The sequence below is a fragment of the Curtobacterium luteum genome (assembly GCF_014646995.1).
GTDB lineage: Bacteria > Actinomycetota > Actinomycetes > Actinomycetales > Microbacteriaceae > Curtobacterium > Curtobacterium luteum.
Genome location: NZ_BMOI01000008.1, coordinates 161,951 through 180,092, shown reverse-complemented (window position 1 = coordinate 180,092; position 18,142 = coordinate 161,951). Strand labels below are relative to the sequence as shown.

Annotated in this window: 14 protein-coding genes; 8 read left to right on the top strand and 6 right to left on the bottom strand. The window is 70.7% G+C overall.

The genetic code is table 11. The features are described from left to right. Positions 1–250 precede the first annotated feature (250 nt). Together IEY20_RS10860 and IEY20_RS10855 are read right to left on the bottom strand one after the other, a co-directional pair. Positions 251–853: a DnaJ family domain-containing protein gene (locus IEY20_RS10860; protein WP_022902957.1), complete on the bottom strand. Its 603-nt coding sequence runs from the start codon at positions 851–853 to the stop codon at positions 251–253. Positions 854–866: 13 nt separating this feature from the next. Next, positions 867–2,720 carry a glycoside hydrolase family 15 protein gene (locus tag IEY20_RS10855; RefSeq protein ID WP_175328894.1) on the bottom strand — a complete coding sequence of 618 codons (1,854 nt, stop codon included), beginning with the start codon at positions 2,718–2,720 and terminating at the stop codon, positions 867–869. Positions 2,721–2,796: 76 nt separating this feature from the next. Here IEY20_RS10855 and IEY20_RS10850 point away from each other — a divergent pair, with 76 nt between their 5' ends. Together IEY20_RS10850 and IEY20_RS10845 are read left to right on the top strand one after the other, a co-directional pair. Further along, the gene (locus tag IEY20_RS10850; protein ID WP_175328893.1) at positions 2,797–4,383 is read left to right on the top strand and encodes a sensor histidine kinase; all 1,587 of its coding nucleotides are present in this window, start codon (positions 2,797–2,799) and stop codon (positions 4,381–4,383) included. After that, positions 4,380–5,063, top strand: a complete 684-nt coding sequence (locus IEY20_RS10845; protein ID WP_175328892.1) for a hypothetical protein — start codon at positions 4,380–4,382, stop codon at positions 5,061–5,063. Before IEY20_RS10850 ends, IEY20_RS10845 begins: the two co-directional genes overlap by 4 nt. Positions 5,064–5,098: 35 nt before the next feature. On the opposite strand, the gene IEY20_RS10840 is transcribed toward IEY20_RS10845, so the two are convergent. Continuing rightward, positions 5,099–5,731 carry a hypothetical protein gene (locus IEY20_RS10840; protein WP_175328891.1) on the bottom strand — a complete coding sequence of 211 codons (633 nt, stop codon included), beginning with the start codon at positions 5,729–5,731 and terminating at the stop codon, positions 5,099–5,101. 120 nt (positions 5,732–5,851) lie between these two features. On the opposite strand from IEY20_RS10840, the gene IEY20_RS10835 reads away from it, so the two are divergent. Further along, positions 5,852–7,312, top strand: coding sequence for a glycosyltransferase family 2 protein (locus IEY20_RS10835; RefSeq protein ID WP_175328890.1), 1,461 nt, complete (start codon positions 5,852–5,854; stop codon positions 7,310–7,312). Positions 7,313–7,332: 20 nt separating this feature from the next. On the opposite strand, the gene IEY20_RS10830 is transcribed toward IEY20_RS10835, so the two are convergent. Then, a complete protein-coding gene (locus tag IEY20_RS10830; protein ID WP_175328889.1) occupies positions 7,333–8,331 on the bottom strand; it encodes a response regulator transcription factor in 999 nt (332 codons plus the stop codon). Between the two features lie 32 nt (positions 8,332–8,363). Between IEY20_RS10830 and IEY20_RS10825 the strand changes: the two genes are divergently transcribed. After that, positions 8,364–8,717 (top strand): hypothetical protein, encoded by a 354-nt coding sequence (locus IEY20_RS10825; RefSeq protein WP_175328888.1) that lies wholly within the window; start codon positions 8,364–8,366, stop codon positions 8,715–8,717. A 45-nt stretch (positions 8,718–8,762) separates the two neighbouring features. Here the strand turns inward: IEY20_RS10825 and IEY20_RS10820 are convergent, their stop codons facing one another. Both IEY20_RS10820 and IEY20_RS10815 read right to left on the bottom strand, forming a co-directional pair. After that, on the bottom strand, positions 8,763–9,524 hold the full coding sequence (locus IEY20_RS10820) for an alpha/beta hydrolase (protein ID WP_022902645.1): 762 nt from the start codon (positions 9,522–9,524) through the stop codon (positions 8,763–8,765). After that, the gene (locus IEY20_RS10815) at positions 9,524–10,051 is read right to left on the bottom strand and encodes a phenolic acid decarboxylase (protein ID WP_022902644.1); all 528 of its coding nucleotides are present in this window, start codon (positions 10,049–10,051) and stop codon (positions 9,524–9,526) included. Before IEY20_RS10815 ends, IEY20_RS10820 begins: the two co-directional genes overlap by 1 nt. A gap of 64 nt (positions 10,052–10,115) precedes the next feature. On the opposite strand from IEY20_RS10815, the gene IEY20_RS10810 reads away from it, so the two are divergent. The 4 genes from IEY20_RS10810 to IEY20_RS10795 all read left to right on the top strand — a co-directional run bounded on the left by IEY20_RS10810 (position 10,116) and on the right by IEY20_RS10795 (position 17,989). Continuing rightward, positions 10,116–10,586 (top strand): MarR family winged helix-turn-helix transcriptional regulator, encoded by a 471-nt coding sequence (locus IEY20_RS10810; protein ID WP_022902643.1) that lies wholly within the window; start codon positions 10,116–10,118, stop codon positions 10,584–10,586. Positions 10,587–11,046: 460 nt separating this feature from the next. Next, positions 11,047–12,213, top strand: coding sequence for an RtcB family protein (locus tag IEY20_RS10805; RefSeq protein ID WP_022902641.1), 1,167 nt, complete (start codon positions 11,047–11,049; stop codon positions 12,211–12,213). A 238-nt stretch (positions 12,214–12,451) separates the two neighbouring features. After that, positions 12,452–13,285 (top strand): DUF1206 domain-containing protein, encoded by an 834-nt coding sequence (locus tag IEY20_RS10800; RefSeq protein WP_175328887.1) that lies wholly within the window; start codon positions 12,452–12,454, stop codon positions 13,283–13,285. Positions 13,286–13,600: 315 nt separating this feature from the next. Further along, positions 13,601–17,989, top strand: a complete 4,389-nt coding sequence (locus IEY20_RS10795; RefSeq protein ID WP_175328886.1) for an RHS repeat-associated core domain-containing protein — start codon at positions 13,601–13,603, stop codon at positions 17,987–17,989. Positions 17,990–18,142 lie beyond the last annotated feature (153 nt).

Here is an 18,142-nt window from a genome sequence, read left to right as displayed (position 1 = left end):
ACCGGCACCACGGTCCACATCTCCGAGGACGCTGCCGGCCTGCTGAACAAGACCTTCGGCACCGACGCCGTCAAGCGCGGCCTCCTCGTCGGCACCGCCACCATCACCGCCAAGATCAAGTAAGACCGCACCAACGCCGAGAGCGTCGTCCCCGACAGGGGGCGGCGCTCTCGTGCGTCGTGGCCGGATCGTCGTGTGCGTCGGGCGGGACGGGCGTGCGTCGTGGGTCGGACGGGAGGCGCGGATCGCGTCAGCGACGCCGGCGCCACCACCGGGACGGTCGGGTGTCGGACGCGGCCGCCTGCGCGGCCGCCGCTGCCGCGTCGGAGGCGGCCCGTGCCTCCCGGCGGTCCCGCCACGCCACGACCTCCGCATCGACGTCCCGGAGCGGCGTCACGACCGGCGGGCCGCCGAGCAGCTGCCGACGAGCCTCCTTCACGCGGGCGTTGAAGTCCTCGAGGACGTCGCGGACGTCACGCTCGACCGACAGCGCATCGAGGTGCTCGTCGAGTTCGGCGTCCTCCTTCCGGAGGGCGAACGCAGGCGGGGCGATCCCGGTGATCTGCTCGCGCTCGATCTTCGACCGGATCCACCAGTCCGGGTCGTGTCGGCCGTCGTTCGAGGGCAGCGGCTTGCCGTGGTAGGGGTTCCCCTCGAAGACACCGCGGCGTTCGGCTTCCTCGATGAGCGCCCGGGCGTGCTGGCCGACGTCCTTCGCGCGGAGCAGCCGTCGTTCCTCGCGGACCTCGTCGGGGTCGAGCGACCCCCGTTCGATCTCGCTCTCGACGAGCCGCTCGTACCGGTACCGAGCAGCGCGCCGGAGCCGGTCCATGCGTGCGTCGACGTCGTTCATGACCCCTCCATGATCACTCCGTGCGGTCGCTCCCGCCAGTCTCGTCGGAGCCGGCCTGCTGGGTCCGGACCTCCTCGATGGTCAGCGCGGCCTGGATGAGCGCCAGGTGCGACAGGCCCTGCGGGAGGTTCCCCATGAAGGAGCCGTCCTCGCTGATCATCTCGCTGTAGAGCCCGACGTCGTTCGCCTGCGCCACAATCGCGTCCATCAGCGCCGCGGCGTCGTCGACCCGGCCCGTGCACGCCATCGCGGCGGCGAGCCAGAACGAGCAGGCGACGAACGGCGACTCCTCCTGCTCCATGCCCGAGTAGCGGTAGACGAGCGGGCCGCGCTGCAGCTGCTCCTCGATCGCGCGGATCGTGGACGCCATCCGGGGACCGCGGTCGAAGGCGCTCATCGCGTGCAGCAGGATCGAGGTGTCGAGCTCGTCCGAGCCCGGGTACATCACGTAGTAGCCGCGTTCCTCGTCCCACCCGTGCTCGGCGACCCACTGCTCGATGAGTTCGCGGTTCTCCACCCACTTGTCCCGCGGGCCGTCGATCATGCCGGCGTCGTGCAGCTCGACGGCGGCGTCCAGAGCCTGCCAGCAGCCGATCTTGCTCGACACGTAGTGCTGGGTGTCCTGGAGCTCCCACATGCCCGAGTCGGCTTCCTCCCACCGGTGGCACGCGTCGTCCGCGAGGCCCTGCAGGACCGTCGCCGTCTTCCGGTCGATGACGTTGCCGGCACGGACGTACTGCCGGAGGATCTCGAAGACGTCGCCCCAGACGCCGAGCTGGAGCTGGTCGCCCGCGCGGTTCCCGATCGTCACCGGGCCGATGCCCTGCCACCCCGGGACGTCGCGCTCCTCGACGCCGTCGCTCGCCGAGCCGTCGAGCTCGTAGAAGATCGGCATGTCCTCGTCGTGCTCGGCGATGGTGCGCATCACCCAGGACACGGCCGCGTGGGTCTCCTCGCGCAGGCCGAACCGGGTGAGCGCGTGCACCGTGTACGACAGGTCGCGGACCCAGGCGAAGCGGTAGTCCCAGTTCTTCCCGCCGGTCCGGTCCTCCGGCAGGCTCGTGGTCGGTGCCGCGGCGATGGCGCCGGTGGGGGAGTAGATGAGCAGCTTCAGGGCGAGGGCGCTCCGCTGCACGGCCTCGGACCACGGGCCGTCGTAGTGGAACGCCTCGGACCACGTCGACCAGTTCGCGATCGTGCGGTCCATCGCCGCGAGGGCCGCCTCGGGCTTCGGCATGAAGATCGGTTCGTCCTGGGTCCCGACGATCGTGAGGATGTGCTTCGACCCTGGCGTCGCGGTGAACCGGCCGGAGAACCGGGGGCCGTCGTCGTGCACCGGTTCGAAGCCCTGCTCGACGATCGCGATGGTGACGCCGTCGATGCCGATGACGGCACCGTTCGCGGTGTCGAGCCGCTTCGGCTCGGCGGTGTTCAGCAGGGTGCCGGGGACGACGGCCCACTCGAGCTCCACCGATCCGCGCACCCCCTGGACGCACCGCGCGACCTCGGCCCACGGCAACCGTCCGGCGACCCCGGTCACCATGGCGTCGGAGACGGTCACCTCCCCGGTCGGGGTCGTCCAGGTCGTGACGAGGACGTTCGTCCCGGGCAGGTACTCGCGCGAGACCTCGGCGTCCCCGGTCGGACGGAGCGCGACGTGGCCGCCGTGCTCGGCGTCGAGGATGCTCGCGAACACGGGTGGCGAGTCCATCGACGGGATGGGCAGCCAGTCGATGCGGCCGTCGAGCGCGATGAGCGCCACCGTCCGCCCGTCACCGACCGCACCGTAGGAGCGGAGCGGGACGTAGCCGTCGACCCGCTCCTCGTCGTCGGTCGCGTCGGGGGTGTCCCGGGTCCGTTCGCTCATGCACCCAGCCTGCCCCGGGGGTACAGCCGACCATCAGCGGGACGTACCCCGACCGCTCCGGTGGCAGCATGGGCCCATGGTGCAGCCAGCTCGGATCGACGAGGACGGGGCCGGTCGGCGGGCCTTCCGCAACCAGCTCGCGGTCGTCACCGGGATCATGCCGGTGATCGCGTTCGTGCTCGTCGTCGACCGACAGGAGGTCGGTGTCCTCGCGACGCTCGGCGCGGCGCTGCCGCTGGTCGCCCTCGTCGTCACCGCGCTCGCCCGACCCGGTGCCGACCCCCGGTGGTTCGCCCTCGTCCTGGCGCTCGACGTCGCCGGGATCGCGTTCATCCGCGGGGACGTCCCGTCGATCGGCGTCAGCGCGCTCTTCGTCCTGCCGGCGCTGTGGGCCGGGTACGCGTTCGGCCTCCCGGGAGCGGCGAGCACCGCCGGGATCACCGTCGTCCTGCTGTGGATCGGGGCGCCGCGCGAATGGGACGTCATCGACACCGCGGACACCGCGCGGCTGATCTCCCTGCCCCTGGTCATCGTCGCGGTCAGCGGCACGGCGGCGGTCCTCGCCGCCCGGGCCCGCGCGCGTCAGGAACTGCTCCGGCGCCAGACCGTGCTCCTCCAGCAGCGGCTCACCGCCGTCGTCGCACGGGAGGAGCTCGTCCGTGCGACCCTCGACTCGGTCGACTTCGACGTGCTGGCCTTCGACGCCGAGGGCGGCACGACGGTCGCGAACCACGGCCGGCAGGGCAGCGCGCTCGACGACCTGGCGTCGGCGCCGGGCGACGCCTCGCTCGCCGAGCTCGTCCGGCGCACACTCGACGGCGACGAGCTCGAGGACGTCCTCGTCGCGGTGCGTCCGGGTGACGGAGCGGTGCGGACCTACTCGATCAACACGCGCCTGCTCCCGCCGGACACCGGGGGCGGGGTGCTCGTCGCCCGGGACGTGACGGCGGAACGCAGCGCGCTGGACGCCCGCGACGACCTGGTGGCGTCGGTGTCGCACGAACTGCGGACGCCGACGACGGCCGTGCTCGGTTCGGTCGAGCTCGCTCGCGAGGTGCCGGGGCTCCCGGAGACCGCCGAACGCATGCTCGACGTCGCGGCCCGCAACGCCGAACGGCTGGTCGAGTTGGTCAGCGGCATCCTCCAGGCGGCGCGGGAGGACCGGGTCGACCTCGTCCTCGCTCCCTGTGACCTCGTGGACGTCATCGAGGCGGCGGTCGAAGCGGCAGGACCGGCCGCCCGGGCGGCCGGCGTCGAGCTGCGCCTCCCGGTGCGCTCCGGGCCGGTGCCGGTGGTGGCGGACGCCTTCCGGGTCCGGCAGGTCGTCGACAACCTCGTCAGCAACGGGGTGAAGTACAACCACGCCGGCGGGTGGGTGGAACTCGGCGCGCACGCCGTGGGTGACCGAGCGTGGGTCATCGTCCGTGACGACGGCATCGGGATCGACGACGAGGACCAGACGCACCTGTTCGAACGGTTCTTCCGTGCCGAAGCGGTCCGCAGCAGTACCATCCACGGGACCGGGCTCGGGCTCGCGATCTGCCGACAGATCGCCGAACGCCACGGCGGGGACCTGACGGTGTCGAGCGTGCTCGGGGAGGGGACGACCGTGACCATGACGATCCCGGTGGGCGGGCCCGGCAGGACCGGGGGCGCGCGGTGAACCCGCTGCTCCTCTGGACGGCCATCGGCAGCGGCCTCGCCCTGCTCCTGGTGGTCCTGGTGACCCGTCGCCGGCTCGGCGGCCGGCACCCCGAGGTCCGACGAGGCTTCCTGGACGTCGGGGTCACCAGCGTCGGCACCTTCCTGGTGCTGATCGGAGCGGCACTCCTGGCCGGGGACGCGACCCGGATCCTGGTCGTGTGGCTGGTCGTCGTGCTCGCGGTCGCACTGGTGTGCACCCTGATCCGGTCAGCATCGACCCGTGACGAGCCCCCGAAGGACGTGCAGCGGCGGTCGGACGTGCTCCGCGGCGTCACGAGGGTCCTCGCCCGAGCGGATTACCACCAGGTGTCCTTCGTGCGGCTGGTCGTCTCCCTCGACGACGCCGCGCTGGTGACGACGGCCTTCGGTCCCGGGGCGGGGGTCGTGCACCGGGACCGGCTCGTCGCGGCCCTCCAGCGTCTGGTCCCGCCGGACGCGACCGTCTGGACCGAGGGGGACGACCGCGTCGTCGTCCTGGTCAGGCAGGAGGAGTGCGACCTCGCCGGGTGGCGCGCCGAACTCGAGATGCCGTCGACCGGGGACCCTGCCGACGGAGCGACGGTCGGGTCCTCGACGACCTGGGCCGTGACCTCGACGGACGACCGCGGGTACCGGCTGGAGGACCTCGAGCGGCCCTGACCCCCGGTGTCGCCGATGCCCGACGGAGTCCCGGGTCAGCCGTCGGTCGGGAGGCCGACCGAGAGCACGTCCGTCGCGGTCTGCTGGGTGCGCGAATCGCCCGAACCCTCGGTGAACACCAGGGTCACCACCACCCGCAGGGTCGCGGTGCGGTCGTCCGTCGGGCCGAGGACGAACGTGCCCGACCAGGACTGCGGACGCGAGACCGCGAAGCCCGACGGGTCCGTCTGCGCTCCCGGCTGGCCGCCGGGTGGGAGGTCGCTCCCGTCGCGTGCCAGGGCGGAGGTCTCCACCGCCGCACGGACCAGCCGGACGTCGGAGCCCCCGCGGGTGGAGACGGACATCGACAGCGGCTTGGCGGAGCCCGCGGTCCAGTCCTGCAGCGGCAGCGTCGACCAGTACCGCACGCCGACGACGAGGTCACCGGCGCGGACCGTCCGGCTCAGGGCGCCGTCGACGAGGTCGCCGCCCGGTCGTGCTGACGGGGTGCTCGCGGCCGTGCTGGGCGAGCCCGACGCCGACGCCGACGCGCTTGCCCGACCGGGGTCGCGGGTCGCCCGGTCCGTCGCCGCGGACTCCCACGGAGGGGTGCCGCACGCGGTGAGCGCCAGCGCTCCCGTCGTGACGACCGCCGCGACGAGGAACGGCCTCGATGACGTCCGCCTCATCGCTCCCCCGGTCCCAGAGCAGATCTTGAGGATCCGCAGCGCCATGCTAGCGCGCGGCCAGAGGACGCCGGGTGAGGCTGATCGCGACCACAGCACCACGCCGACCGATCAGGAGCCACCATGTCGACGACCCGACCGACCGCAGCCCCGACCACGGGCGTGCCGACCCGGTACACCGTCCGCCACGACCCCGAGCTGGCCGCAGCCGTCCTCGACGACCTCGCGTCGCTGCCGGACTACCGCCCGACGATCGGGTGCGTCATCCCGGCGTACAACGAAGCCGAGAGCATCGCCGCGGTCCTCGACTCCCTGCTCGCGCAGACCCGCGTCCCGGACGTCGTCCACGTCGTCATCAACAACACCACCGACGCGACCTTCGACATCGCGGCCGCCTACGCGGGACCGCACCGGATCGAGCACGGGGACGCCGTGCAGGAGACCGAGGTCTACGTGCACGACATCGGCGAGAACCCGGACAAGAAGGTCGGCGCGCTCAACTACGGCTTCAGCCTCATCGAGGGCTGCGACTACATGCTCGGGGTGGACGGCGACACGACCGCGCACCCCGAGGCGGTCGAGTGGCTCGCGCAGGAGATCGTCTCGGATGCACGCATCGGCGGCATCTCCGCGATCTACTCCATCGACGACGCACCGTTCCGCGGCCTGGTCCCGCGGTTCCTGATCGCCGGACAGCGTGCCCAGTTCGCCGCCTTCAACATGCAGAACATGCTCAAGGGCCGGAACATGGCCGTGCTCGGGGGCCAGTTCTCGATCTTCTCGATGCGCGCCCTGCACGAGGTGATGGAGGTCAACCACCAGGGGTCGCCCTGGGTCAAGGACAGCGAGGTCGAGGACTCGCTGCTGTCCCTGCAGATCAAGAGCGCCGGGTACCTCACGAAGATCAGCGCGCGCGCCCGTGCGGACGTGGGCGGGATGCACACCCTCCGCGGGCTCGACGCGCAGCAGGTGAAGTGGAACTTCGGCGCGATCGAGCTCATGTGGCCCGGGCAGCGCGGCGACACGAAGGGGCAGCCGTTCCACCCGAACCTGCGGCTGCGGTGGGTCGAGCACGCGTCGATGCTCACGAACTTCGTCACCCGCGTGCTGTTCGTGCTCCTGCTGGTGGCGTCGCTGTCGATCGGCGCCTTCGTCTTCAGCCCCGTGTGGCTGCTGCCCCCGATCGCTGCCGTCGCCCTCAACCTGCGCGTGGTCGCGTCGATGAAGCACCGGACGTGGCGTGACGTGGTCTTCGCGTTGGCTGCGGTGCCCGCCGAGGTCTACATGTGGATCCGGCTCGGGCACTTCCTCCGGGCGTGGACGCGGTTCGCGAGCAAGAAGCAGACCGACAACTGGGCCGAGCAGGCGAAGGCCGAGCGCGGTTCGGGCAACGGCTACCTCGCGCCCGTGGTGGTGGTCGTCCTGGTGATGGCGGCCGCGGTGTACGGCTGGCTGCAGCTCGACGTCGTCGCGCAGTCCACGATCCTGTGGTTCGGCTGGCCGGTGCTGGCGGTGATCACGGCGCTGCAGACGCTGGGCATGATCGGGAAGCTGCTCCGGCGCCAGTTCGGGTACCGGGTCTGATCCGCGTGTGCGACCGCGACTCAGCCGGCTGCGAACCCCGGATCGCCGGGGCCCGTCAGGCGGTACCCGACACCCCGGACCGTCACGACGAACCGCGGCGCGTTGGGGTCGTCACCGAGCTTCCGACGGAGGTTCGCCATGTGCACCTCGACGTTCCGGCGGTCGGCGTCACCGACGTAGTGCGTGGTGACGTAGGCGTCGTTCCGCAGCGCCAGGGCCAGGTCGCCCTTCGAGCGCACGCGGCGCCGCGACTCGAGCAGGGTGGCGATGAGGTCGAACTCGGTCTTCGTGAGCTCCACCGGGGTGCCGTCGACCTCGGCGAGACGAGCGTCGGGGTCGAGTGCGAGCCCGTTGTGCTCGACCCACGAGGCGGAGGGGTCGTGCGGGACCGCGGACGGCTCGGAGGCACTCGCAGCCGACGCCCCGGCTCCAGGAGCAACTTCAGCGACGCCCGACGCGGACGCGCCGGTCGTGGCGGGCTGCGGCGGGACGTCCGCGAGGGGCTCGGCGCCGGCGCCCGGCACCGGCAGCTCGGGACGGGGCTGCCCGCCACCGACGGCGGCGTGCGGGCCGTCGCCGACCGCGGCGTGCGGGCCGCCGTCCACCCCCGCGGTGTCGGAGCCGTCCACGACCGATCGTGGGCGGCGCAGCATCGCACCGAGCCGAGCGCGCAGCTCACGGGGGCGGAACGGCTTCACGATGTAGTCGTCCGCGCCGGCCTCGAGCCCCTGCAGGACGTCGATCTCGTCGCCCATCGCCGAGATCATCACGATGTAGGTGTTGCTCCCGGACCGGATGCGGCGGGCGACCTCGAAGCCGTCGATCCCCGGCAGCGAGACGTCGAGGGTGGTGACCAGCGGTTCGTGGGCGAGGACGGCACGGACGCCGTCCTCGCCGTTCCCCGTGCTCACGGTCGAGAACCCGGCCTGTGTGAGCACCTGTTCGAGCAGGTAGCGGATGTCGAGGTCGTCCTCGATCACGACCGCGACTCGACGCAGGTCGCCCGGTCGGTCCTCCATGCTGTCCCCCTCCAGCCGTCCGGAGGTGCTCCGTGGACGGCACGGTGATCGTCGTCGACGCGTCCACCGAGGCGGATCGCTACGGCTGGCTCGTCTCCTCGCAGTATGTCAGTCGGCTCGACCGGGTGTACGGCTGGGGGGCGGCGCTCAGCAGCTTCACACCGCCCCCGACGTTCCTGCTGATCGGCGACCCCGGTTCCACCTCGGCAGCGCAGGTGCGGTCGATGGTCCGCATCAGCCGCACGCTCGGGGTCCGGGTGGTGTGTGACACCTCCCGGACCTCGGGCGAGCAGGGGGGAGACGTCCTCGCGCGGGCGATCGCGGCCGGTGCGACGGCGTGGGACGGCACCCCCGGTGCCGCCGGGGTGGTGTTCACACCGGCGTGACGACCGCGGTCACCGTGGGTGGCTCGACGCCGCACCGCGGAACCGTCAGGAGCCGTCCGCGAGTCCGACGAAGGCGACCAGCCGATCGAGCAGGAGCCGTCGGAACGGCACCGAGGACCAGCCGTGGTCCGCGCCCTCGACCGGGGTGAAGGCTGCCCGGGGCAGCACCTCGCCGTACCGTTCGCCGTACGACAGCGGCACGATCTGGTCGGCCGTGCCGTGCAGGACCTCGGCCGGTCCGGTGTAGCGGTCGATCCCGGCGTACACGTCGAGGCCGGCCGTGACCTCGTCGATGAACGCCGTGCCGAGCGCCATCCCGCCGAAGTCGAAGTACCCCTGCTCGCGGGCCGGCGCGAGTGGCTGCCCCTGGATCTCGTCCTTGCTCGCGATGTCGTCGACGACGACGCCCGCCGGCGACCACAGCGTCAGCGAGGCGACGAGCTCGGGGACCCGGGCCGCTGCCGTCGCGGACTCCACGGCGCCGAGGCTGTGCGCGACCACGTGCACCGGTGCTCCGGCGTCCGCGGCGAGCGTCCGGATCATCGACTCGACCTGGTCGACCTCGTCACCGATGGTGATGTCGGCGAACTCGCCGTCGCTCGTCCCGTGGCCGAGGCGGCTGTACGAGCGGACCACCGCTCCGTGCTCGTGGAGCCGACGGGCGGTCTGCACGAACAACTGCTGGCCGCCGGTGTCCGTGCTGCCGAAGCCGTGCACGAGCAGGACCGCCGGGCGTCCGGGCTCGTCCGTGCCGAGCTCCCAGCCGCGGACCGTCCGGCCCCGGTGGTCGAGGGTGATCGGGCGCATCAGTTCGTCCGGTCCGCGAAGCCGGCGGGCAGGTCGGCGGGCGCTGTGTCGACCACGGTCTCGTCGTCCTCGCCCACGTGCTCGAACAGCGTGATGTGCGCGAACTCGGGCACGACGTAGATCGGGTAGGTCGGGCCCTGGTCGCGGTACTCGCGCATGCGGTCGAGGTGGTCGTTCTGGAAGAGCACGGTCTTGCTGCCGTCCTCCTCCACCCAGTGCGGGAAGAAGATCGTGCCGTGCAGCACGCGCTCGCCCGGGACGACGGTGACGACGACGCTCGTGCCGGTCGGCTCGTTCCACGACACCTTGTACACGCCGGCGGTCAGGGCGACGAGGTCGACCTGCTGGTCCTTGACCCAGCGACCGCCGACCATGCCCGAGTGGATCCGGTAGTCGATGGTGGTGGCGTTCTTGACGTACATCTCGTACTGCCAGCCGTTGGCGTAGGTGTAGATGAACCGGTGTCCGACGATGCCGGAGAGGTCCTGCTCGGGGACGGGGTGTTCGACGCTCGTGGTGATGTCCATGCATTCGAGTTTGCACCCGGAATGCGTTTGTTGCAGACGTAGTTCCGGTGAGTACGCTGAGAGGGTGTCCACCCGCCCGAACGACCACGGCCTGTCCGACGCGGCCCGCCGCCTGAGCGCGGAGATCGGGCCCTTCCGCCGTGCGCTCCTCACCACGGCGCGCCGCTCCGGTGACCTGCCCGACATCCCGGACGCCCAGATCGAGGTCCTCCGGCGACTCGACGCCGACGGGTGGTCGAGCCCGACCGCCCTCGGACGGGCGCTGGGGCTCGCGCGCTCGACGGTCAGCAACCTCGTCGCCGCGATGGAGCGGGACGGGCTCGTCGAGCGCCGGCTCGCCCGCGGTGACGGTCGGAGCACCGAGGTCGGGCTGACCGAGCTCGCCGAGCGCCGGCTCGCGGTCTACGACGAGGCCGCCGAACGGGTGCTCGTCGAGGCCATGGCGGCGTCGTCCGCAGCCGACCGTCGCGTGCTCGCCGAGGCCGGCGCCGTGCTGGAGCGACTCCGCCAGCGTCTCGAGGGCCGCGCGGACTGATGCCCGACGAGCACGTCCGGCGCGCCGACCGCGCCGCCCGCGCCGCCCGCGCCACCGACGACCACGCCCGGGCGTGTCGCTCTTGTGCGCCCCGGGCGTGTCGCACTACTGTCGTCCTCCTGCCCACCGGCAGGACGTCCGCCCCGGGCACCACGGAAGGACTGCGCATGCGCGCCGTACAGCACCCCGAACAGTGGGTCGAGCTCCAGCTCGACGCACTCGTCGTGCTGTCCGAACGGCAGTACGCGAGCCAGTCCCTCCGCAACCCCGCGTAGGCACGCGACCGTCACCCGACGCCCCGCGAGCCCACCCGGCCCGGGGCGTCCCGTCTCCTGCCCTCCCGTCTCCCACCCGACCTCGGCTCGGGTGGACCGGTCGGCAGTCAGGCACCGTCCCGGACCGTCACCCCCGGCCGTCACCCGACGGCCGCCGACCGTCACGGAAAGCGAGACGAACCACCATGCAGCACATCACCGACCGATTGCTCAGCTGGGCCTCCCTGCTCGAGGAGACCACCGAGCAGCAGGCCCGCACGACGGCGCGGATGCCGTTCGTGTTCCCGCACCTCGCCCTCATGCCCGACGCCCACCTCGGCCTCGGCGCCACCGTGGGCTCCGTCATCCCGACCCTCGGCGCGGTCATGCCCGCCGCCGTCGGCGTCGACATCGGGTGCGGCATGATCGCCGTCCGGACGCAGTTCTCCGCGGCCGACCTGCCGTCCGACCTGCGCGGCCTCCGCGAGCAGATCGAGCGTGCGATCCCGCTGTCCGCCGGCGCGTCGAACCGGAAGATCGTCGCGACCGCCGAGCCGCGCATCGCCGAGCTCGAGACGATGGCCGAGGCGGCCGGGTTCGACCCCGCGGGCGCGCACGGCGGGTGGCGGAACCAGCTCGGCACGCTCGGGTCGGGCAACCACTTCATCGAGGTCTCGCTCGACGAGGCCGACCGGGTCTGGCTGTTCCTGCACTCCGGGTCGCGGGGCGTCGGCAACAAGATCGCCCAGCGGCACATCCGGGTCGCGAAGCAGCTGATGCGGCGCTGGTGGATCGAGCTGGCGGACCCCGACCTGGCCTACCTCGTCGAGGGGACCCCGGAGTTCGACCGGTACATCGCCGAGCTCCGGTGGGCGCAGCACTTCGCCCTGCTCAACCGCGAGGAGATGATGGACCGCGTCGTCCGGCAGCTCGCCGAGGTGCTCGGCACCGCGGTCGACGAGCAGGAGCGGATCAACTGCCACCACAACTTCACCCAGCGCGAGACGCACTGGGGGAAGAGCGTGTGGGTCTCCCGGAAGGGCGCGATCCAGGCGCGGGCCGGGCAGCCTGGACTCATCCCGGGCTCGATGGGGACCGCGTCCTACGTCGTGGAGGGCCTGGGCAACAAGCCGTCGCTCGAGTCGTCCCCGCACGGTGCCGGCCGTCGGTTCTCCCGGTCCGCGGCGCGGAAGACCTTCACGCACGACGAGCTCCGCGCCGCGATGGTCGGGATCGAGTACCGCGACACGGACGCGTTCCTCGACGAGATCCCGGCGGCGTACAAGGACATCGACCAGGTGATGGCGGACGCCGCCGACCTGGTCCGCGTCCGGCACACGCTGCGGCAGGTCGTCAACGTCAAGGGTGACTGACTGCCTGGGGCCACGCCGCCGGTTCCGGCCCGTCGCGCCAGCGACGGTCCGGCCGTGCCGGTGGGGAGAGGCGCGAGGCGGGCCCGCACCGCGCCCCCAGTCCGTCCCGTCGTCGGCCTGGAGGCGCGTGGCGGCCTGGCCACGCGCCTCCAGGCCCGTCCTCCCGGCCCGTCACCGGGGCGGTCCGGGGACCGCACGCGGTCCGGACAGGACCGTCCCCGACGGGCACGCTGGACCGATGAGCGGAACGGCGGAACGGGCGGTCAAGGACGCCGGACGGCAGGCACGGCGGGTGGCCGACAGCCGCTGGTTCGAACTGGTGGCACGCGGCGGGTTCATCGGCAGCGGTGTGGTGCACCTCCTCATCGGGTACCTCGTGATCCTGCTCGGCATCGGCAGTGCAGCCGGCGGGAGCGAGACGGATCAGTCCGGCGCCCTGCAGCAGATCGAGCGGGTGCCCGGTGGGGTGTTCCTGCTCTGGGTGGTCGCCATCGGGACCGCTGCCCTCACCATCCGCCTCGTCATCGAGGCCGTCGTCGGTGGGCGGAGCGACAGCGCTCGCGCCTGGGGCGCCCGACTCAAGAACGCCGGCAAGGCCGTGGTCTACGGCGCCATCTCGTGGTCGGCGATGCAGTACGCGACCGGGGCCGGGACGAGCTCGAGCGGATCTTCGCGGACCGCCGCAGCCAAGGCCATCGCGACGCCGGGCGGGGTGTTCCTCCTGCTGCTCGTGGCGCTCGTCGCGATCGCGATCGGCATCGCGCTCGTCGTCGAGGGGGCGCGTCGGTCGTTCTGGAAGCAGCTCGTCCGCCCGCGGCAGCCCATCGAGCACGCGGTGACCGTGCTCGGCGTCGTCGGCTACGTGCTCAAGGGCGTCGCGGTCGTCGCGGTCGGTGTCCTCATCGCCGTCGCGGCGTTCCGGAGCGACCCGGACCAGGCCACGGGCCTCGACGGCGCCTTCGACGCGCTGCACGAGATGCCCGGGGGCACCGTGGTGCTCGTGGCGATCGGCATCGGGTTCGTGGCGTTCGGCGTGTACAGCTTCTTCCGGGCGCGGTACGCGCGGCTCTGAGGGCGCGGGGTGCCCTGGCTGTGCGGACCGGACGAGCCTCCGGGAGCGATGCGGCATGAAAGTCGTTTCGTGATCGAACTTCTACCTTCGCTTCTGGGGGTGCGGTGGTGAGGATGGCTCCGTAGCGTCCTGGGTGGTTGCTCAGGTCGGCCATGGGGGCTGTGCGCTGCACGCAGCTGTTGAGGGGTTCTTCGCGTGTTCGCTGCGTCCTTGTCGCGCCGTGTCCGTTGGTCAGTGTTCGCCGTGGTGGCGTTGCTCGCGCTGCTGGGGTCGTTGTTGGTGTCCGTGAGTCAGCCGGCGCCTGCGCAGGCGGCGGTGACGGGAACGGGTGGCCAGTTCGTCCCGATGCCGTCGAACGCTCGCGTGCTCGGCGGTGGGACCAGCGCCGGGACGTGGCGGACGGTTCAGGTCGCCGGGGTCGCAGGGCTGCCGTCGTCCGGGATCGGTGCCATCACGTTCATGGTGACGATCGCGGACCCGAACGGGTCGGGGCAGCTGCAGGCGCGCGCGGACTCGGGGGACGCAGCGACGTTGCTGACGATCTACAACTCGGGTGTGGGCGGGAACACGTCGAACACCGGGCTCCTGGCAGTCGCGGACGACGGCAGCATCCAGGTGAAGACCGACACGGCCCAGTCGACGGTCATCATCGACGTCACCGGGTACTACACGTCCACGCAGAACGGTGCGTCCGCGGGCGGGTTCACGGCGATGTCGCCGGTCCGGGCGTTGGACACCCGTGACGGAACCGGCGCGTCCTCTGCCGGAGTGCTGCCGCCGGGGTCGCGGCGCACGCTGCAGGTGACGGGCAAGAACGGCATCCCTGCTGGTGCGGCAGCGGTCGCGGTGAACGTCATCGTGATCAACCGAGAGGCGAAGGCCGGGTGGGTGCGTCCCACACCGAACGGCGCTGACGGCAGCACAGGGGTGTTGAACTACAACTCGACCAAGGGTCTGACGACCGCGATGCAGGCGCAGGTCGCACTCGGCGCCGACGGGAAGTTCTACCTCGACACCGCCAGCGGCGGCGGCAACATCGACCTCGTCGTCGACATCCAGGGGTACTTCCTGCCCTCGAACCCGGGCGGCGGGTTCACGCCGTTGCAGGGTCGACTGATCGACACGCGGAACAGCTCGAGCATCGCTGCCGGCGGTTCGTTCACCGTGCAGGTCGGCGGTCAGGCGGGCGCACCGACGGTCGAGGGCGGCCTGTCGGCGGTCGCGGTGACGTTCACGGCCATCAACGACAGCGGAGCGGACTCGTACGCGAAGATGTGGGCTGACGGTGCGGCGGAACCGGCCTCCTCGGCGATCAACAGCGACGCGACGTCGAAGGTGACGAACACGGTCGTGACGGCGGTGGGTGCGAACGGCAAGATCCGCATCAAGAACATGGGCTCGACGGCGATGAACTACCTCGTCGACCTGCAGGGCGCCTACAACTCGCTGCCTGGCGGCCCCGGGAACACGAACCGGACCGGTCAGCGGACCTCCGCGACGACGCTGCCGTTCCCGATCACGGACCAGACCAACGCCAGCGTCGATGTCGGGACGGGGAACCTGCTGGTCACCACGACCGCGCTGAACCTGCCCGGGGTCACGCAGAACACCACGATCGGGGCTGCGTACAACTCGCGGGCGACGAACGTGGCGAACACGAACACGATGGACGCGAACCGGTGGCAGTACGCGCTCGCTGGTGCGGGCGACCTGACCGCGAACGCGCAGGGTGTCATCTACACCGACGCCGTCGGGACGGCGTGGCAGTTCACCCCGACCGGTACACAGGGTCAGTTCAAGACCCCGGCCGGTCTGCAGCAGACCCTGACCCGCGTCACTCCGAGCGGGGAGGACACGCAGTACCAACTCAAGGGGTGGACGTCGAACTCGATGACGGTGTTCAACCTCGCCGGGCAGCCCACCAAGGTGACCGACCGCAACGGCAACATCACCGACTTCACCTTCGCCACGTCCGACCGGTACAAGCTGACCAGCCTCGTTTCCACGGCTGGCGTGACGGGTGCGCGAACGGCGAACTCGTCGTACGCGAACGGCGTACAGACGTTCTCCCAGTCCAGCGGCTCGAGCTCGCGGAGCGTGTCATGGACGAAGAACAGCGCCGGTGACATCACCACGTACACGGACGCGCTCGGCAAGCGGACCACGTTCGGCTACACCAGCGGGGACCTCACCACGATCACGGCGCCCGAGGGCGGCGTGACGGCGTTCACCTACGACTCCTCCGACCGGGTCACGAAGGTCGAGCAGCGCAACACCACCGCCGGTTCCCCGGGGACCGCGGTGACCCGACTCTCCTACGCATCGGACACCTCCACGCTCGTCGCGGACCCCCGGTCCGACCAGTCCAAGGCGATCGCTGACACGGCACACACCAGCTACACGCTCGACGGCAACGACCTCGTGACCAAGGCCGTCGACCCAGAAGGGAACGAACGGTCCCGGACGTACAACTCGGCGAACAACGGCGTTGCGACGTCGACGGTCGGAGCGGCGGGCGGTGATGTGGCGCAGTCGAAGACCACGAACAAGTACGACGCGAACAACGGGCAGTCGTTGACGCAGTCCGAGTCCGGCTCCGGTAGCACCAGCAGCGCTACCTACGGCTCCTCCTCGGCAGCGGCGGCGTACCTGCCGTCGAAGACCACCGACGGGTCGAAGAACGACACCGACTTCACGTACGACGGGCCCGGGAACCTCTCCTCCACCAGCACCAACGGGCAGAGCGGGAGCCCGGAAGCGTCGACCGCGACGCTCGAGTACAACAAGAAGGGCACCGACCCGTACGCATGGGGTGCGGTCAAGACCGCGCAAGCGCCCGGCAACACGGCCAAGACCAGCTACAGCTACGACACGAACAGCCAGTTGCTCGCGATCACCGCTCCCGATGACACGGTCGGGCAGCAGAAGTACTCGTACGACGCATTCGGCCGGGTGCGCAACCACACCGACGGCAACGGCGGCGTCACAACGTACGCGTACGACAACGACGACCGGCTCTTGACGACCGCGTTCGATGACGGCACCCCGACGGTCACGAACACCTACGACGGCAACGGCAACCTCCTCACCGAGCAGTCCGCGACCGGCACCATCACCAACACCTACGACCAGCGCAACCGCCTGACGTCCACGGTGAACACCGCTGGCGGCGGGACCGTGTCCTACGCGTACGACCTCGGTGGGAACACCCGCACCGTCACCGACCAGCACGGCACCGTCACGCACGACTACGACTCCGCGAACGTGCTCACCGCGACCACCTACCCGGCTGCGGACGGCGGAACGGCGAAGCAGGTCTACAAGATCGACGACCACGGACGCCGCACCGACACCTGGCTCGGCGCCCCCGCGAACGCGACGCCGGACACGGCGCCTTCGACGTGGGCGGCGCACCAGAAGATCACCTACGGTGCCGGCAACAAAGTCACCCGCGTCCAGGCATCGGCGAACAGCGCGAACCCGAAGCAGGTCGTCGACCTGACGTACTGCTACATCTCGAGCGTGGCAACCGGCGCAGACTGCTCGGCCCCCAAGAGCGCGGACGATACGGACAAGATCCAGTGGTCCGAGAACAACCTGTCCGGGCAGACCACCGTCTACACGTACGACTCCAACAGCCGCCTCACCAAGGCCGAGCAGGCTGCAGGTGGGACGAACGTGACCTGGGCGTACACGTACGACAAGGCCGGCAACCGGCTCACCGAGACGCAGTCCGGTGACCGGACGAGCTCGCAGACGTTGACGTACAACGCGGTCGGCCAGATCACCTCGGACGGGTACGAGTACGACAAGGTCGGGAACCTGACCAAAGCACCCGGAGAGACGTTCACCTACAACGGTGCGCAGCAGCTGACCTCGTCCTCGAAGGACGGCGTCACCACCGCCTACGAGTACGCGGGCGCGGACATGAACAAGCTCCTGTCACAGTCCACCGACGGGGGTGCGGAGTACGACTACACGTATGGCACGACGGATCAGAACGGTGTTCCCGTGATCACCAGCCGCACCGTCGCCGGCACGGGGACCGCGTCCGTGATCAGCGACCCCGTTACCGGGCAGCCAATGGATCTGCAGACCACAGACGGGACCACGAGCATGTGGGTTGTAGACGGGATCGGGAACCCGACCGCAGCTATCACTGACGCCGGCGCAAAGGCCTACGAGGTGCACTACGACCCGTACGGCGCAGAACGCATCACCGACCAAAACAAGACCAGCACGCAGTGGCAGCAGAACCCGTACGGATTCAGGACTGGCCTCCGCTCGAGCAGCACCGAGAACGGGTTGACGAAGTTCGGTTACCGGTGGCAGAGCAGCGTCACGGGTGGGTGGATCGAACGCGACACCCTCGACGCACCACTCAGCCCCACCAACGCCAACCGTTACGCATACGCCGGAGGTGACCCGATCAATCGGTCTGATTCGTCCGGCAGGGCGGGATACGGCACCGCCTTGGATCTCGTAGTCACGGGCGAGAAACTCGATTCAGCTTGCCAGGCCGGTTATACGACGGAGAGCTGCGCCACCGAAGCGGTATCGACCGTGGTCGGATTCGCCACCACGGCCATCTGCGAAGGAATTGTGGGGACCACGACTACCCCTCTCGGGGCTGTAGCCGCCGCAGCGGGCTGTGCAGTCGCAGGAGAATTGGTCTCCACGGCCGTCACCGGAGGTTTTTCATGATCGTGAAGCAAGGAAAAGAACTGTTGGCCGGTATCGCCGGCTCGGCGTTCGTGATCGGGGCAGTGGTGCTCTTGCTCTCACCTCTACGGGAGCAAGAGTCGAGACACGGATTCCCGGTTTGGCTGCTTGCGCTCGTGATGGGACTAGCTGGAC

Coding starts and splice junctions, on each gene's coding strand:
- IEY20_RS10860 (WP_022902957.1), bottom strand. CDS start 853: ATGAACGACGTCGACGCACGCATGGACCGGCTCCGGCGCGCTGCTCGG.
- IEY20_RS10855 (WP_175328894.1), bottom strand. CDS start 2,720: ATGAGCGAACGGACCCGGGACACCCCCGACGCGACCGACGACGAGGAG.
- IEY20_RS10850 (WP_175328893.1), top strand. CDS start 2,797: ATGGTGCAGCCAGCTCGGATCGACGAGGACGGGGCCGGTCGGCGGGCC.
- IEY20_RS10840 (WP_175328891.1), bottom strand. CDS start 5,731: ATGAGGCGGACGTCATCGAGGCCGTTCCTCGTCGCGGCGGTCGTCACG.
- IEY20_RS10835 (WP_175328890.1), top strand. CDS start 5,852: ATGTCGACGACCCGACCGACCGCAGCCCCGACCACGGGCGTGCCGACC.
- IEY20_RS10830 (WP_175328889.1), bottom strand. CDS start 8,331: ATGGAGGACCGACCGGGCGACCTGCGTCGAGTCGCGGTCGTGATCGAG.
- IEY20_RS10820 (WP_022902645.1), bottom strand. CDS start 9,524: ATGCGCCCGATCACCCTCGACCACCGGGGCCGGACGGTCCGCGGCTGG.
- IEY20_RS10815 (WP_022902644.1), bottom strand. CDS start 10,051: ATGGACATCACCACGAGCGTCGAACACCCCGTCCCCGAGCAGGACCTC.
- IEY20_RS10805 (WP_022902641.1), top strand. CDS start 11,047: ATGCAGCACATCACCGACCGATTGCTCAGCTGGGCCTCCCTGCTCGAG.
- IEY20_RS10800 (WP_175328887.1), top strand. CDS start 12,452: ATGAGCGGAACGGCGGAACGGGCGGTCAAGGACGCCGGACGGCAGGCA.